The organism is Pedobacter psychrotolerans (assembly GCF_004340665.1).
Taxonomy (GTDB): Bacteria; Bacteroidota; Bacteroidia; order Sphingobacteriales; family Sphingobacteriaceae; genus Pedobacter; species Pedobacter psychrotolerans.
On sequence record NZ_SLWO01000010.1, the window covers coordinates 1 to 17,701 of the forward strand.

Annotated in this window: 6 protein-coding genes; 4 read left to right on the top strand and 2 right to left on the bottom strand. The window is 42.7% G+C overall.

From position 1 onward, the window contains the following. On the bottom strand, positions 1-9,161 hold a 9,161-nt coding region (locus EV200_RS20145; RefSeq protein WP_132535983.1), incomplete at its 3' end, for an Ig-like domain-containing protein. Between the two features lie 643 nt (positions 9,162-9,804). Between EV200_RS20145 and EV200_RS20150 the strand changes: the two genes are divergently transcribed. From EV200_RS20150 to EV200_RS20165, 4 genes are all read left to right on the top strand, one after another. Continuing rightward, positions 9,805-11,853 carry a tetratricopeptide repeat-containing sensor histidine kinase gene (locus tag EV200_RS20150; RefSeq protein ID WP_132535985.1) on the top strand — a complete coding sequence of 683 codons (2,049 nt, stop codon included), beginning with the start codon at positions 9,805-9,807 and terminating at the stop codon, positions 11,851-11,853. Between the two features lie 296 nt (positions 11,854-12,149). Beyond that, the gene (locus EV200_RS20155) at positions 12,150-13,598 is read left to right on the top strand and encodes a WG repeat-containing protein (protein ID WP_165877991.1); all 1,449 of its coding nucleotides are present in this window, start codon (positions 12,150-12,152) and stop codon (positions 13,596-13,598) included. An 834-nt stretch (positions 13,599-14,432) separates the two neighbouring features. Continuing rightward, positions 14,433-16,568 (top strand): S9 family peptidase, encoded by a 2,136-nt coding sequence (locus EV200_RS20160; RefSeq protein ID WP_229676884.1) that lies wholly within the window; start codon positions 14,433-14,435, stop codon positions 16,566-16,568. A gap of 100 nt (positions 16,569-16,668) precedes the next feature. Continuing rightward, positions 16,669-17,346, top strand: a complete 678-nt coding sequence (locus tag EV200_RS20165; protein ID WP_132535989.1) for a Rossmann-fold NAD(P)-binding domain-containing protein — start codon at positions 16,669-16,671, stop codon at positions 17,344-17,346. Positions 17,347-17,405: 59 nt separating this feature from the next. On the opposite strand, the gene EV200_RS20170 is transcribed toward EV200_RS20165, so the two are convergent. Beyond that, complete coding sequence (locus EV200_RS20170; RefSeq protein WP_088299587.1) at positions 17,406-17,585, bottom strand: hypothetical protein; 180 nt, start codon at positions 17,583-17,585, stop codon at positions 17,406-17,408. Positions 17,586-17,701 lie beyond the last annotated feature (116 nt).

A 17,701-nucleotide genomic window follows, 5' to 3' on the forward strand; every position in this document is an offset into this window, starting at 1 on the left:
GTGAAATTAGTTGATGACTGATAATTGGTTCCATCAATGCTATAAGTTAAGCCTGAACCTGTTGGCGCAGTTACCGTGATGGTTCCGGTTGCTGTGGTGCAGGTAGGTTGTACCGCAGTAGCCGTTGGTGCAGCTGGCGTTGCAGGTTGCGCATCAATAGTGATGCTGGTCGAAGCAGAAGTACAACCATCGCTGTTTCTTGTTGTAACAGAATAAGTGCCCGATGCGACGTTGGTAAAATCTGTCGAAGCCTGATAGTTCGTGCCGTCAATGCTATAAGTTAAGCCTGATCCTGTTGGCGCAGTTACCGTGATGATTCCGGTCGCTGTAGTACAAGTTGGTTGTACCGCAGTAGCCGTTGGTGCAGCTGGCGTAGCAGGTTGCGCATCAATAGTTACACTGGTCGAAGCAGAAGTACAGCCATCACTGTTTCTTACCGTTACCGAATAAGTGCTCGAAGAAACATTATTGAAAGTAGTAGATGCCTGATAGTTCGTACCATCAATGCTGTAGGTGAGGCCTGAACCTGTTGGCGCAGTTACCGTGATCATGCCTGTTGCCGTGGTGCAGGTTGGCTGTACAGCAGTAGCCGTTGGTGCAGCTGGCGTGGCAGGTTGCGCATCAATAGTGACGCTGGTTGCAGCGGAAGTACAGCCATCGCTGTTTCTTGTTGTAACAGAATAAGTGCCCGATGCGACGTTGGTAAAATCTGTCGAAGCCTGATAGTTCGTGCCGTCAATGCTATAGGTAATTCCTGTGCCGCTTTGTGCGGTAACATTTATTGTCCCTGTAGCGGTGGTACAAGTAGGCTGTATCGCTGATACTGTTGGCGAAGCTGGTGTTACCGGCTGCGAATTGATGGTTACATTGGTAGCCGCAGAGGTACAACCATCACTGTTTCTAGCCGTTACAGAATAATTACCTGGCGTAACAGCTGCGAAAGTGGTTGAAACCTGATAGTTGGTTCCGTCAATGCTATAAGTATAGCCTGAACCCGTTGGCGCAGTTACCGTAATGCTACCTGTCGCCGTGGTGCAGGTTGGCTGTACCGCAGTAGCCGTTGGTGCAGGAACCGGACCAGCTGGCTCTGTAATGGTTATATCTTGATTGGTTGAGCAGCCGTTTGCGTCTGTAACTGTAACGGTATAAGTACCAGCGGTAAGGTTATTGGCTGTGACCGATGCCTGTACCGGATTGGTATTCCATGAATAATTATATGGACTGGTACCTCCACTTGCCGAAGCAGTTGCACTTCCTGTATTTGAACCGTAACAAATTACATTTTGAGCAGTAATATTGATGCTTAATGCAGCAGAAGGCTGTGCAATGGTTACACTTTTGCTACTGGTACATCCATTTGCATCAGTAACAGTTACGGTATAAGTACCTGCGGCAAGATTACTTGCAGTAGCAGTGGTCTGTACTGGCGAAGTATCCCATGAATAAGTATATGAACCAGTACCACCAGTAGCCGAAGCGGTTGCACTTCCCGTATTCTGTCCAAAACATTTTACATCTACAGGTGGAATATCAACATTCGCTACCAATGCACTTGGTGGCTGGCTAATGGTAATGTTTTCCGTTCTAATGGTACCAACGTTATCAGTAACCGTAACAGTATAACTACCCGCTGCAAGATTATTTGCTATAGCAGTGGTTTGCACTGGTGAGGTGTTCCATGAATAAGTATATGGTGAGGTACCACCTGTTGCCGTTACCGTAGCTGAGCCATCATTATTTCCATAACATCTTACATTTGTACCGGTTGTGCTGATGTTCAGTGTAGATGCATCAATTGTAATGGTCACTACAGCTGTAGAACAATCCCCATCTACATCACATACATGGTAAGTAAAGGTATCTGTTCCGCTGGTATTTGGTTTTGGTATATAGGTAAATGATCCATCTGTATTCATTGTTACTGAACCCAGCGTTGCGCCTCCGTCAGTACCAATTAAAGACCATGAATTACCCCCATCACCACTTGGCGTATCATTTGTTGATGCGTTTCCAGAAACTGGAACGCCTGGTGTTGTATTTCCGGAATCATTAACTGCAATGGGCTGACAGTTACCTGCTGTAACCGTAAATGATGATGATGTAGAACAGCTTTTGGCATCCGTAACGGTTACGGTATAAGTACCGGCCGCTTTATTGCTGATGTCTTGTGTGGTTTCGCCTGAGTCCCATTGATAAGTATACGGTGTTGTTCCACCTGAAAGTGTAATATCAACAGACCCATTATTAGTGGCTCCACAGGTTGAGTTAATCACTGTTCCGGTAATGCTTAATCCGGCAGCAGGTTGTGTAATGGTTACATCCTGAGTGGTTGAACAGCCACTGTCATCCGTTACGGTTACCGTATAAGTGCCTGCAGCCAGATTATTTGCTGTGGCAGACGTTTGCATCGGATTGGTATTCCATGAATAGGTATATGGACTGGTACCTCCGGTTACTGAAACAGTTGCACTACCAGTGCTTGCTCCAAAACAGTTCACGTTACTTGAAGAACTAATTACTGCTGTTAAATTAGCCGGGCGTGTTAGTGTTACGCTAGCTGATGCACCAGATGTACATGAACCAAGTGTTGCAGAAACAGTATAGGTTCCTACAGGAGCCGTTACCTGGTCACCAGCAACGGTTACACCTGCAGACGGGCTTACCGTATAAGTATATGCTGCACTATAATTGGTGATGGTAAAACTACCTGTTGGTGTGCATGAGGTTGGCTGAACAACCGCACCAAGGGCTGGAGTTGCAGGTGTTGCAGGTTGTGGATCAATGGTTACACTGATGGCAGCCGAAGTACAACCATCGCTGTTTCTTACCGTTACCGGGTAGGTACCTGATGCAACATTGGTAAAACTTGCCGATGACTGATAGTTTATACCATCAATGCTATAGGTTAATCCCGAACCCGTTGGCGCAGAAACTGTAATAGTGCCTGTTGCCGTAGTACAAGTTGGTTGTACCGCAGTCGCAGTTGGTGCAGCTGGTGTGGCGGGTTGTGCATTAATCGTAATACTCGTCGCAGCAGAAGTACAGCCATCGCTATTTCTTACCGTTACTGAATAAGTGCCCGGTGAAACGTTTGTGAAATTAGTTGATGACTGATAATTGGTTCCATCAATGCTATAAGTTAAGCCTGAACCTGTTGGCGCAGTTACCGTGATGGTTCCGGTCGCTGTAGTACAAGTTGGTTGTACCACAGTAGCCGTTGGGGCAACTGGCGTAGCCGGTTGCGCATCAATAGTGATACTGGTCGAAGCGGAAGTACAGCCATCGCTGTTTCTTACCGTTACCGAATAAGTGCCAGAAGCTACATTATTAAAAGTGGTCGAAGCCTGATAGTTGCTGCCGTCAATGCTATACGTTAATCCCGAACCCGTTGGCGCAGAAACTGTAATAGTGCCTGTTGCCGTAGTACAAGTTGGTTGTACCGCAGTCGCAGTTGGTGCAGCTGGTGTGGCGGGTTGTGCATTAATCGTAATACTCGTCGCAGCAGAAGTACAGCCATCGCTATTTCTTACCGTTACTGAATAAGTGCCCGGTGAAACGTTTGTGAAATTAGTTGATGCCTGATAATTGGTTCCGTCAATGCTATAGGTTAAGCCTGAACCTGTTGGCGCAGTTACCGTGATGGTTCCCGTTGCCGTGGTACAGGTAGGTTGTACCGCAGTAGCCGTTGGGGCAGCTGGCGTGGCAGGTTGCGCATTAATCGTGATACTGGTCGCAGCTGAAGTACAGCCATCGCTGTTTCTTACCGTTACCGAATAAGTGCCCGATGCTACATTATTAAAAGTGGTAGATGCCTGGTAGTTCGTACCATCAATGCTATAGGTTAAGCCTGAACTGGTTGGCGCAGTTACCGTGATCGTGCCTGTTGCCGTGGTGCAGGTTGGCTGTACAGCAGTAGCCGTTGGTGCAGCTGGCGTAGCAGGTTGCGCATCAATAGTGATGCTGGCCGAAGCAGAAGTACAGCCATCACTGTTTCTTACCGTTAACGAATAAGTGCCCGGTGAAACGTTTGTGAAATTAGTTGATGACTGATAATTGGTTCCATCAATGCTATAAGTTAAGCCTGAACCTGTTGGCGCAGTTACCGTGATGGTTCCGGTTGCTGTAGTACAGGTAGGTTGTACCACAGTAGCCGTTGGTGCAGCTGGCGTGGCCGGTTGTGCATCAATAGTGATACTGGTCGAAGCAGAAGTACAACCATCGCTGTTTCTTACCGTTACCGAATAAGTACCTGAAGTTACACTATTAAAGGTTGTCGAAGCCTGATAGTTCGTGCCGTCAATGCTATAGGTTAAGCCTGAACCCGTTGGCGCAGAAACTGTAATAGTGCCTGTTGCTGTGGTGCAGGTAGGTTGTACCGCAGTAGCCGTTGGTGCAGCTGGTGTGGCGGGTTGTGCATTAATAGTTACACTAGTCGCGGCAGAAGTACAGCCATCGCTGTTTCTTACCGTTAACGAATAAGTGCCCGGTGAAACGTTTGTGAAATTAGTTGATCCCTGATAGTTCGTACCGTCAATGCTATAGGTTAATCCCGAACCTGTTGGTGCAGTTACCGTGATACTGCCTGTTGCCGTGGTACAGGTTGGCTGTACAGCCGTTACAGTTGGTGCAGCTGGCGTGGCCGGTTGTGCATCAATAGTGATACTGGTCGAAGCAGAAGTACAACCATCGCTGTTTCTTACCGTTACCGAATAAGTGCCCGGTGAAACGTTTGTGAAATTAGTTGATGACTGATAATTGGCTCCATCAATGCTATAAGATAAGCCTGATCCTGTTGGCCCAGTTACCGTAATGGTTCCGGTCGCTGTGGTGCAGGTAGGTTGTACCGCAGTAGCCGTTGGTGCAGCTGGCGTGGCGGGTTGCGGGTTGACTGTTACACTGGTCGAAGCAGAAGTACAGCCATCGCTGTTTCTTACCGTTAACGAATAAGTGCCCGATGCGACGTTGGTAAAATCTGTCGAAGACTGATAGTTCGTGCCATCAATGCTATAGGTGAGGCCGCTGCCCGTTGGCGCAGTTACCGTGATAGTTCCGGTCGCTGTGGTACAGGTTGGCTGCACAGCAGTTACCGTTGGCGCAGCTGGTGTGGCTGGTTGTGCATTAATCGTGATGCTGGTCGAAGCAGAAGTACAGCCATCGCTGTTTCTTGTTGTAACAGAATAGGTGCCCGGTGAAACGTTTGTGAAATTAGTTGATGACTGATAATTGATTCCATCAATGCTATAAGTTAAGCCTGAACCTGTTGGCGCAGTTACCGTGATGGTGCCTGTGGCCGTGGTGCAAGTAGGTTGTACCGCAGTAGCAGTTGGTGCAGCTGGCGTGGCAGGTTGCGCATCAATAGTGATACTGGTCGAAGCAGAAGTACAGCCATCACTGTTTCTTACCGTTAACGAATAAGTGCCAGAAGCTACATTATTAAAAGTGGTCGAAGCCTGATAGTTGCTGCCGTCAATGCTATACGTTAATCCCGAACCCGTTGGCGCAGAAACTGTAATAGTGCCTGTTGCCGTAGTACAAGTTGGTTGTACCGCAGTCGCAGTTGGTGCAGCTGGTGTGGCGGGTTGCGGGTTGACTGTTACACTGGTTGATGAAGAAGTACAGCCATCGCTGTTTCTTACCGTTACTGAATAAGTACCTGAAGCTACATTATTAAAAGTGGTAGATGCCTGATAGTTAGTGCCGTCAATGCTATACGTTAAGCCCGAACCTGTTGGCGCAGTTACCGTAATGGTGCCGGTTGCCGTAGTACAAGTTGGTTGTACCGCAGTAGCCGTTGGTGCAGCTGGCGTGGCAGGTTGGGCGTTGATCGTGATGCTGGTCGCAGCAGAAGTACAACCATCGCTGTTTCTTGTTGTAACAGAATAAGTGCCCGATGCGACGTTGGTAAAATCTGTCGAAGCCTGATAATTTGTTCCATCAATGCTATACGTTAAGCCTGATCCTGTTGGCGCAGTTACCGTAATGGTTCCGGTCGCTGTAGTACAAGTTGGTTGTACCGCAGTAGCCGTTGGTGCAACTGGCGTGGCCGGTTGTGCATTAATTGTGATGCTGGTCGAAGCAGAAGTACAGCCATCGCTGTTTCTTACCGTTAACGAATAGGTGCCCGGTGAAACGTTTGTGAAATTAGTTGATGACTGATAATTGGTTCCATCAATGCTATAAGTATAGCCTGAACCTGTTGGCGCAGTTACAGTGATGCTGCCTGTGGCCGTGGTGCAAGTAGGTTGTACCGCAGTAGCAGTTGGTGCAGCTGGCGTGGCAGGTTGCGCATTAATCGTGATGCTGGTCGAAGCAGAAGTACAGCCATCACTGTTTCTTACCGTTAACGAATAAGTGCCCAGTGAAACGTTTGTGAAATTAGTTGATGACTGATAATTGGTTCCATCAATGCTATAAGTTAAGCCTGAACCTGTTGGCGCAGTTACCGTGATGGTTCCGGTTGCTGTAGTACAGGTAGGTTGTACCGCAGTAGCCGTTGGAGCAGCTGGCAGGGCATTTACTATTGCGCTAAATGTTTTTGAACAACCATCGCTATTGGTATAGGTAATGGTTGCATTGCCTGCCGCAACGCCTGTTACCAAACCTGTATTGCTTACCGTAGCGATTGCCGTATTGGATGAAACCCAGGGGTTAGTTGTGGCTGCCGTACCCGAACCCGTAAGCTGGGTGGTTGAATTGACGCAGACACTGCTTGTTCCGGTAATGGTTGGTAAAGCATTCACCGTGATGGTTACTTGTTTCGTACAACCATTATTATTGGTGTAGGTAATGGTTGCATTGCCTGCCGCAACGCCTGTTACCAAACCTGTATTGCTTACCGTAGCGATTGCCGTATTGGATGATACCCAGGGGTTCGTTGTGGCTGCCGTACCCGAGCCAGTAAGCTGGGTAGTTGAATTGATACAGACACTGGTTGTTCCGGTAATGGTTGGTAAATCATTCACCGTAAAAGTAACCTGCTGCGAACAACCATTCATATTGGTGTAGGTAATGACCGTTGTGCCTGCTGCCACCCCTGTTACTAAACCGGTATTGCTTACCGTAGCCACTGCAGTATTGGATGATACCCAAGGGTTGGTAGTGGCAGCTGTAGCCGAACCAGTTAGCTGTGAAGTTAAACCCACACAGGCATTGGTTGTGCCAGTAATGGTAGGCGCCGCATTAATGGTGATTGTTTTTGTTGTAGAACAGCCTGTATTATTAGTATAAGTAATGGTGGTTGTTCCTGCAGAAACCGGTGTAACCAATCCATTATTATCAACAGTGGCAATTGCAGTGTTTGAAGATACCCATGGATTGGTTGTAGCCGGAGTATCCGAACCAGTTAACTGTATAGTAGAACCACCTACACAACCCGATGCCGGGCCGGTAATGGTAGCCGGAACACAGGAATCAGTAATGGTATAAGTAGAACTATTTTGTCCATTGGTACAGGTACTCAGTTCACCCACAGCCAATCCTGATGATGGATTGGTTAAGGTCATGATAATGGTTTCATCAGGTTCTGGAGAAATCAGATCAGTATTGATTTTGATATAAGGCTCCAGACTAATGCCAGTGGCACTCGTACCATCGTAAGTGCCCGCCGGAATTGCAACCGTTACATTGCCTGTAGCTGCCGTAGGTGTACTATAATCAGAGCCTCTGGTGGCCGTACCACTTAAAACTAAATCTATAGTCGTTGCAGTTGTAGTCGTACCTTTAATTAAAAATTTAGGTAAATTTGCTGTAGGCGTAGTCTCAGGGCCAGTTCCAGTAGATGAGCTAAAGGATACTAAACTAGACAAAGAAGTAAGGCTTACATTATCTAAAAAATTTCCGGCTCCAATCTGAGTAGGACCGCCAGCGGAGCTTACCGCACGGTAACCAAAAGACACCTTTTGAATGGAACCAGTGGTATTTCGCCAGGTACCTGTGTATTGCGTCCAACCATTTGCATCAGTCTCTGTTGAGGTAAGGGTAGTGGTGGCTGGTGTTAGTACCGATCCGGAGTGGGGAGCGGCTACCGCATTGTTATCCGTAAACTCCGCAACATCGATATCATTAATCCGTAAACGCATTACATCCGTACCACTTCTTCCCCTATGGGCAAAAGACCAGGTAAAGGTTTCACCATTTAACACGCAAATGGGTCGCTGTTCCAGCATGCCATTGGTAAAAGCATTTAATTCAACGAAAAAGGTGCCTTGCTTAGCAGAAACACCCATCCCCGGGCCATTCCACATTTCGATATAACTTCCATCTACAGGTATGGTAGTTGCATCTTGCATAGCCACGGCCTCAGTTGCACTCCAACCTGGCACAGTATTTTCCCTGGTTTGCTGATAACTTGCACCAGTATAACCTTGTTCAAACCCTCCATTTGTAAATGCACGTACATAAGGCGAGGCTGCTTCAAAAACCTGTAGTTCTGTAGGATCAAAATAGTCGTGCTGAAGATCAATGACCATTATATAACGGGCTTTGTGAATACCGACATTCAGATTCAGCTGTCCACCAGTAGTGGCGGTATGCCCTGGAAAAACTGGACCTAACACCGTACCTGCGGTACCAGGAACTGTACCAGTAGAACCTTGTCCAAATACTCCTCCAGCAGTAGGATCAGTATAGATTAAGCGATTAAAGAGCGATACATCTGCCCCGGTAGTATAATTATTAGGATTAACATAACTACCCTGCGTAGGAACCAGACCAGGAACCTGGGTGGCTACGGCACTTGGGAAACTCACAAACATGAAACGGCGTAGCCTGTTGATATTTGCACGGTCTCCAAGGGTAATGCTACTGATAAAATAATCAGCCCCCAAATCAACCATAAACCATTCTGCATTGGTACCTGTGGAGGCATTATTAGTGTGCGCAAACGCATTGAAATTTCCATCAACGAGATTGGAATTTGGATAAGTCGCTGCATCAAGGTTTGATGATGAAGTAACCGTTTTACCCAACGCTAAGTTGGTTTGTGCCTGCACGAGACCAACCTGCATGCCAAAAACCAGCAAAAATAATAAGGCCAGTTTTACAAAGAAACCGAAAGAAGATTGGTTGTTAACAGGAGGTATTTTAAACGGCGAAACCACCCTAAAATCTTGAGAGATGGATAGATTTCTTGTAGTACATGCAGAAGGGTAAAGTTTTTTCATATGTAATGGATGAAAATTTAATAGCAGTATTTTTTTGTAATGGTTGTCTTGAGTATTGATGCTGATGTGTGGCGGCTAAAAGAAAAGCAACTTGTTGAAAGAGCTAAATAAAAATGGAAATGTGTCGTAAGATTGAAGGATTGAAATGGTCTATCTGGGCATCTATATAAAATCTTTATATGATAAAAATCCTGGGAGATTTTAACCTGAATGATAAATGCATTTATATTTGCTTGGTAACTTTCTATAAGTCATCCGTAAAAATGGGATGAGATGAATGCGCTGTTAATTTAGTAAGTGAGTTATTGTTTGCTTAGTAAAAAATAGACCACAGTTAAGTCATTAATTACTTTTCCCTTACATCGAATGTATTACAAGTAAATATGATGAAGAATAGCCAATCGGCAGAAAGGCATTATCACTCCATAAATAAGGGTTTATGCTCTATGAAAATAAATATCAACAGAGAATTCTGAACCAAAAAAAGCACAGTATTTTTACTCATATTTTCGAACAAAAACCCGTATAAACCACGAAAACGAAACTATGTTGATTACGTATATTAACGCAGTAAACTAAGCCAAAAACTATTGCTGTAAAAAATGGCAACAAATTAGTAATCGCTCATTCCAAACAACTGCATATGCATAAATTTTTACTTGGTGTAGCCATAACGCTTTGCTTTTTATCTTGTTCCAAAAACAAGCCTCATCAAACTGATACAGGGTTTTCCGATCAGGTCAAAGAAATTTTAAAAAAGGTTGATACCATGAATCGGCATGGGCAAGGCAAACAAGCCTTGTTATACATGGATTCTGCCTATCTGAACTTAAAAAAACCAAGTGTTAAAGAACTATTCCAACGATTTAATGCCAAGTTCGATTACTATCATGATTATAATGAAAATGGTGTACTGGCGAATTTATATGCTGATAGTATGCTTATCATTTTAAAGGGAAGGGAGCATATATTTAAATCTGAGTATGCCAATGCTTTATTTGCTAAGGGAGACGCCATATTAATGTCGAAAAACTATAATATGGCCTTTAATTTCTATTACAAGGGTCAGCGCTTTGCAGCAAAGAATTTAGAACCCTGCTTAAGTTATGGCTACACCTATCGGCTCGGCTTTTTGAGGTATAAGCAGGAACGATATCTTGATGCCATATACTTTTTTAAACAGGCCTTTAAAGAAGGAGACCAATGCGATGATAATAAAACCCTGTATGATATCTATTTTTCCAGACACAGTTACCTGAATATCATCGGAATTTGTTTTGAACGAATTGGCAGACCAGACAGTGCCATTCATTACTATAGAAAATCATTACAGTTTTTAAACCAGCATCCACAGCAGCTCCCGTCTAAAAAAGAGTTTACTCTAAGGGCTACTGGAGTAGTTTATGGTAATCTTGGCGGTGCTTATCTAAAAGCAGGACAATTTGGTTTGGCAGAACAATCCCTTAAAAGGAGCATTGCCATAAATGGTCAGTCGAAATTTTATAAACTGGATGCGCTTACGGCAAAAATTAAACTTGGTTACCTTTATTTAAAGATTAACCATTTGAAAGAAGCCAGTGCTTTAATTGATACCATGCAACTGGAAGCTGAAAGCCCCGAAATAGCAGCGCCAATAGATGTTAAACTAAGGCTTTATAAACTGGAATGGCAGTATTTTAATAAAATAAAAAATATCCCTCAGGCATATGAATACCTCCAGCTTTACTACAATGTGCGTGATTCTATAGAACAGAAAACGCTCGGTTTAAAGGCAAGCGATATCGACATGTCTTTCAAAAATAATGAGCAGGAATATCAACTCAACACACTGAATCAGGAAAAGGATGTACAGGGAGGTTATCTTGCTGCTTCAGTCGTAACCTTGCTGATTGTCATCCTTACGGTATTTATATTATGGTACAAAAAGAGGGAATTAAAGGCACTGAACATTCAGATTACCGAAAAAAATACCAGTATGCAAAATGTGTTAACCGCACTGGAACAAAGTCAGCGGGAGAATACCCGGATGATGCAAATTGTAGCTCATGACCTCCGTAGTCCACTGGCCGCTGCTATCAGCATTACCGGACTTTTAAAACATGCCGATCTTACGGAGGATGAGCATAAAATGCTCGATTTACTGGAAACTTCCAGTGTACAATCGCTGGATATGATTAGCGATTTGTTAAATATTAATACCAACTCTGCTAATATGAAAACAGAAATGGTAGAATTGAATTCACTTGTAGCCTACTGCATTAGTTTGTTGCAGTTTAAAGCTCAGGAGAAAGCGCAAAATTTGATTTTTACAGGCGTAAAAGTTACCATAAAAGCGAATGGAGGAAAAATCTGGCGGGTAGTGAGTAACTTAATTGTTAATGCAATTAAATTTAGTCCAATTGGTGCAGATATAGAAATTCTAATGATCAAAAGTGATCATGCGGTTTTGATCAAAATTAGCGACAAGGGCATCGGGATACCGATAGATCATAGAGAAAAAATCTTCGATATGTTTACCGATACCAAACGTGAAGGTACTTCAGGTGAACATTCTTTTGGTATTGGCCTGGCCATCTCCAAACAAATTGTGGAGGCACATCATGGCGACATCTGGTTTGAAAGTAAGGTTGATGAGGGAAGTATATTTTATGTATCCTTGCCCCTGGACGATCATGCTTACACGAACGCATAGATATATAGTGTGCTTTCATTTTAACCGATATAAATTCAAATTAGCGCATGATTTAGTTTGGAGGCTATTTTGAATATCAATATATCCGTTACTACGATTTGCAGCCATCCAACCAAATAGGATTAATGATGTGCCTTATAATACTATTAGAACAGTTTATTTTAATAGTACATGATGCCAATATAGAAGGCTTATTCAATAATGACATATTAGTTGCGATTCTAAACCTTTAGCATCATTAACCTTTTTTATACATGCGCGTATCCCCTTTGATAATAAGCTATTTCCTATTTTTTATGACATCAAATATCGTAGCAACCGCACAGGATTTACCACAACAAACCCTGTATCCCTGGAAAAGTAAATCCGGATTGATCGGATTTAGCGATCAAGACAATCACATAAAAATCACACCTCAATATGAAGATGCCAGTCTTTTTACCAATGACTTTGCTGTAGTACAAAAGGGTAGAAAAAATGGCGTAATAGATCAAACAGGAGCGGTTAAACTGGATTATGAATACGACAGAATTGAACTTGTGCCCATTGGAAAAGAAACCCTAGCGATTACCAAGCAAACATATAATGCCTGGTGGAAGATCCAAAAATGGAAAATTTTCCCTGGTTTTTCAGTTATGGGTGGAACCAATGATAAAAGATGGTTTGATAAGGATGTGCCCAGAATAAATTGGAAGGTTATTTTACTTCGGAACAATCAAACGGTCATCAGCTCCAATCACAATCCAAATGAATATCCTTATCCCTCATCTGGTATCTTCAGTTTTCAGGATAAAATTTTAATTAATGATCAATTATATCAAATTGGTAAGGAGAAAATCCAGCCAGTTGGCCATCATATCACTGCTATTCTTGCAAATGCTACCCTACTACAAAAAAAAGGCCATTCATATACACTTTTAGATCAGCATCTGAAACCTTTAAACGACGATATTTTCAAAATTCCTGCAGGGATAACCGTAGAAGTGAACGGACATCAACAGGAAATACAAACTGAAAGAATAGACGCCGGGACCAGGGTGAAATTGAATTTTATGCAAAACCAGGATCAACATGTTTTTATCTACCCTGATTTAGACAAAACTTTTCCTAAAAAAATAGACCCATATTTTGATCAAAAGATAGCCGCATCTTCCATCCTTGCACATGCATCAATGATTTATTCCATACCCAACATCCCCTATTTTATCATTCGGAGCAATGTTAAAAATAAATCTGCATTTTATATCCTTCACCAAAACGGCACCTGGGAAAGCGACCGAAAAAAAACAAAAGATTTTATCATCAGTTCTAATGGGGGCAACTTAATGTACCCTGACGCCAGTGATTTGGGTATTAACCGTGCTCTACCCACCAACTTTAACATCAGAAGAGTTGAACAGATCCGTGCGAATAAATCATGGTTTTTAGTTACAGGAAGCAATCAGAATAGCACTGATATGCGATCGGGAATTTTTGATAAGGATAGTCAAAATTGGATTTTGCCAATGGAATATACCAGCCTGTATGAATTAACGGCTTATCCGAAGCTATGGCGCTTTGAGCTTCAGAACGAGGCCGATTTCAAAAAGAAAAAATATGGATTGATCGACGTAACCACTAAAAAAATCACGGTTGCTCCTCAATACAATAGCTTGGATGCCGATGCAAAAGCAGGCATTTTCAATGGAGAAAAATGGGATTACTTTTATATTAATCCCCTAACTGGCACAGCCTATAAAGAGTAGGTTTTACTAAATAAAAGGGGTGAATATTGTATTTTATCATTTTGAACACCCTGTCTTTCACACACAACTTCAAAGAAAAAAAAATGGCAAATGCGCAGATTTTTTGTAAAAACAAAGTTGTGTGGCTACTATAATCCTATGTATTACCTAAAAAATAGGATAGGGGTTCTAATGTATCCAATTATTATAATAACCACCCCCAACCCCTCCTTGAAAAAAAGGAGGGGAGTTGGATTTCACGATGCGGTTTGCCTCGACAAATGTTATTTTTCACGCCCTTTCGCTTCCACGGGAAAGGGGCCGATAGGTGGATAGGGCTATTTTTCCTATCGCTGTCATTCAGAGCGCAGCGAAGAATCCCTGCGTTTATAACCGCTTTCTTCATATTACTACCGAACCATTTTTTCACTCACTAGCTGCGAACATAGACCTTTCTCTTTCAGGGGAAAGGTGCCGATAGGCAGATAGGGACTATTTTTCCTATCACTGTCATTCAGAGCGTAGCGAAGAATCCCCGCGTTTATAACCACTTCCTTTATATTACTACTACCGAACCATTTTTTCACCCACTAGTTGCGAACATAGCCCTTTCTCTTTCAGAGGAAAGGTGCCGACAGGCGGATAGGGGTTTAATTCACTATCAATTTGGATACAAGGTTCAAAGATTCCTCCACTGCGGTCGGAATGACGATTTCTCCGAGTGGGATTTATTTTTCTAGCCCTTTACCTTTCATGGGAAAGGTGCCAATAGGCGGATAAGGGCTATTTTGTATCAGCATTAATACTTACCAGTTCATAAAACAGTGCTAATTTTATCAGCTGAGACTAACAAAGATGATGAATAAATATTGGCTTACCCTTACAGCCTGCGCAGTGGCTGTTACTGCTAACGCTCAGAAAAAAACTTTAACCGCTCAGGATTATGCAAGAGCCGAAAGTTTCATGGGCTATAATACCTCAAAATTTGTTGACAATTTGATTTCACAGCCGAATTGGCTTGCAGGCGATCAATTCTGGTATACCAAAAAATCAGCCAAAGGCACTGAAAACTATCTGGTAGATCCCGTTAAAAAAACAAAAACCTTAACTACTGCATATGGCAGTGATTCTTCACCCGCAGCAGGAAGAAGAAGAGGAAATGAGGTAATCTCGCCCGATGGCAAAAAAGCCATTCTGATTAAAGATTATAACCTCTATGTTAAAGATGTAGCCAGCGGAAAGCTGACGCAACTTACTACCGATGGGATAAAAGATTATGGTTATGCTACCGATAATGCCGGCTGGAAACACAGTAATGCTCCAATCTTACGTTGGTCGCCGGATTCAAAAAAGATCGCCACCTTTCAACAGGATCAGCGCAACTCAAACGATATGTATCTCGTGACCACCAATGTGGGTGCTCCAAAATTAGAGGCCTGGAAATATCCTTTACCGGGCGATAAACAAATTCCTACCATCAGAAGGGTGATTATTGATATTGAAAACCCAAAGGTGATTTCCCTAAACATACCTGCTGATCCTCATCGGGCCACATTGAGTGATGATATTTCGAGTAGTGGTACATTTGATGACATCGACTGGAAAGCTGATGGTACAGAACTGGCTTTTGTTTCTACATCTCGCGATCATAAAAATGAAAAATTCAGAATTGCGAATGCCACAACCGGCAGTGTTAGGGACGTATTTGAAGAAACGGTTAAGACACAATATGAATCTGGTCAGGGCGAAATTAATTGGCGGTATTTACCTGATTCCAAAGAAATTATCTGGTATTCTGAACGCGATGACTGGGGTCATTTATATCTTTATGATGCCACTACAGGAACGGTAAAAAACCAGATTACCAAAGGCAATTGGGTGCTAACCCGTCTAATTAAGGTCGATCAAAAAAGCCGCACACTCTATTTTATGGCTAGTGGCCTCGATAAAATTAATCCCTATTTTGAACATTTCTACAAAATTGGCTTCGATGGAAAAAACCTAACAGATTTAACGCCTGAACCTGGGAACCACGAAGTAAGATTATCGCCATCTGAAAAATATTTTATTGACAGCTTTTCTCAACCAGATGTGCCAGCCGTAATGGTTTACCGAGAAATCAACGGTAAACTGGTTACTCCGATAGAAAAAACAGATGTATCCAGATTAGCGGCAACTGGCTGGAAAGCACCAACACCTATTTCGGTTAAAGCAGGCGACAATAAAACAGACATTTATGGTTTAGTTTTTACACCAACTAAAATGGATGCCGGCAAAAAGTATCCGGTAATTGATTACATTTATCCAGGTCCACAAGGTGGTAGCGTGGGCAACTGGGGATTTGCAGCCTCTCGTGGAGATCATCAAGCGCTTGCGGAACTGGGCTTTATTGTCGTTTTGATGGAGGGTACCAGTAATCCTAACCGTTCAAAAAGTTTTCACGACATGAGTTATGGCAACATGGCTATTAATACATTGCCTGATCAAATTACCGCCATTAAACAATTGGCTACAAAATATCCGATTGATACGACTAAGGTAGGTATCTGGGGGCATTCGGGCGGTGGTTTCGCTACTGCAGCGGCCATGTTCCGTTATCCTGATTTCTTTAAGGTGGGCATTGCTGAATCAGGAAATCACGACAACAGGAATTATGAAGATGATTGGGGTGAACGCTACAATGGTTTAGCAGAAAACGCCGATTACGAAGCTCAGGCTAATCAGAACTATGCCAAAAACTTGAAAGGAAAATTAATGCTTGTACATGGTATGATGGACGATAACGTACCACCTTACAATACGCTATTAGTAGTAGAAGCTTTAGAAAAGGCAAATAAATCATTCGATTTAGTCATCTTCCCGAATAGTGCACATGGTTATGGATCATATTCACCCTACATGATGAGGCGTAGGTGGGATTATTTTGTTCAGCATCTTTTAAATGCAGAACCGCCGAAAGATTACAAAATGCAAGGCACTGTCATTCAATAAGGTTTTAAGGTCTCGAAATTATCGAGACCTTTTTTATAATCCAAAATGAAACTTATCGGCAAGCAATGAGTTTATCTGATAAATATCAAGCTAATCTAAAATGGGAAAAACGAGAAGTGTAAACAAGGTGATTATTACGGGTACAACCGGAATGGTTGGAGAAGGAGTTCTGATTTGTTGTTTAAATAGTCCTGAAATTGATGCTATTTTGGTGATCAACCGAAAACCATGCGGCTATACACATCCTAAACTGAAAGAAATTATTCATCAGGATTTTTTCAACTTCGCCCCCATTGAGCACGAGCTTTCGGGTTACAATGCTTGTTTTTTTTGTTTAGGGATTTCTTCAGTTGGTGTCGCTAAAGAACCATATTATAAAATGACCTATACCTTAACGATGCATGTGGCTGAAACGTTAAGCAGGTTAAACCAAAACATGACCTTTTGTTATGTCTCAGGAAGTGGCACTAATCCTAATGGTAAATTAAGCTGGCAGAAAGTTAAGGGTAAAACTGAAAATGATTTAATGCAGTTGCCTTTTGCTCAGGTATACAATCTACGTCCGGGTTTTATCAAGCCCATTAAAGCGCAGAAGTATGCACATACCTTCTATAAATTTATTAACTGGCTCTTTCCCATTGGAAGAGCAGTTTCAAAAAATGGATTCTGTACCATGCAGGAACTTGGTGAAGCGATGATTAATACCCTTAGTCATCATAATGAAAGAAGGGTGCTTGAAGGAAGTGAAATTATTAAATTAGCCAAAGAACCATCATAAACAAAAAATGGATGATTGCTTTATAAGCCATCATCCATTTTTATTAAATGCAAAGCGCACTATTTTTTATTGTCGACTTTGCGCTGATTATCTTTATTCGATGTTTGATCAGAACGTTGGCCACCACCATTGGTAATGCCCTGAATTTTCTTATCTGTTTTAACATCATGATTTGCTCTGTCTGCGATTGAACTTCCCTGAACCGTAGAGTTGTTTTTTGGTGTGCCCGTATCTTTCATAGCTGTAATATTTAGTGAATAATTATTTGCTGAGCGCTATTATAATAACCGATACGGATTAAATAGGTTTTCATTTTTTTCAATTGAATCAAATATTGATGGGATTTTATGGCCTT

Bases quoted from the DNA above. Each gene is read 5' to 3' on its own strand.
- EV200_RS20170 (WP_088299587.1), bottom strand. From the start codon at position 17,585: ATGAAAGATACGGGCACACCAAAAAACAACTCTACGGTTCAGGGAAGT.
- EV200_RS20155 (WP_165877991.1), top strand. From the start codon at position 12,150: ATGACATCAAATATCGTAGCAACCGCACAGGATTTACCACAACAAACC.
- EV200_RS20150 (WP_132535985.1), top strand. From the start codon at position 9,805: ATGCATAAATTTTTACTTGGTGTAGCCATAACGCTTTGCTTTTTATCT.
- EV200_RS20160 (WP_229676884.1), top strand. From the start codon at position 14,433: ATGATGAATAAATATTGGCTTACCCTTACAGCCTGCGCAGTGGCTGTT.
- EV200_RS20165 (WP_132535989.1), top strand. From the start codon at position 16,669: ATGGGAAAAACGAGAAGTGTAAACAAGGTGATTATTACGGGTACAACC.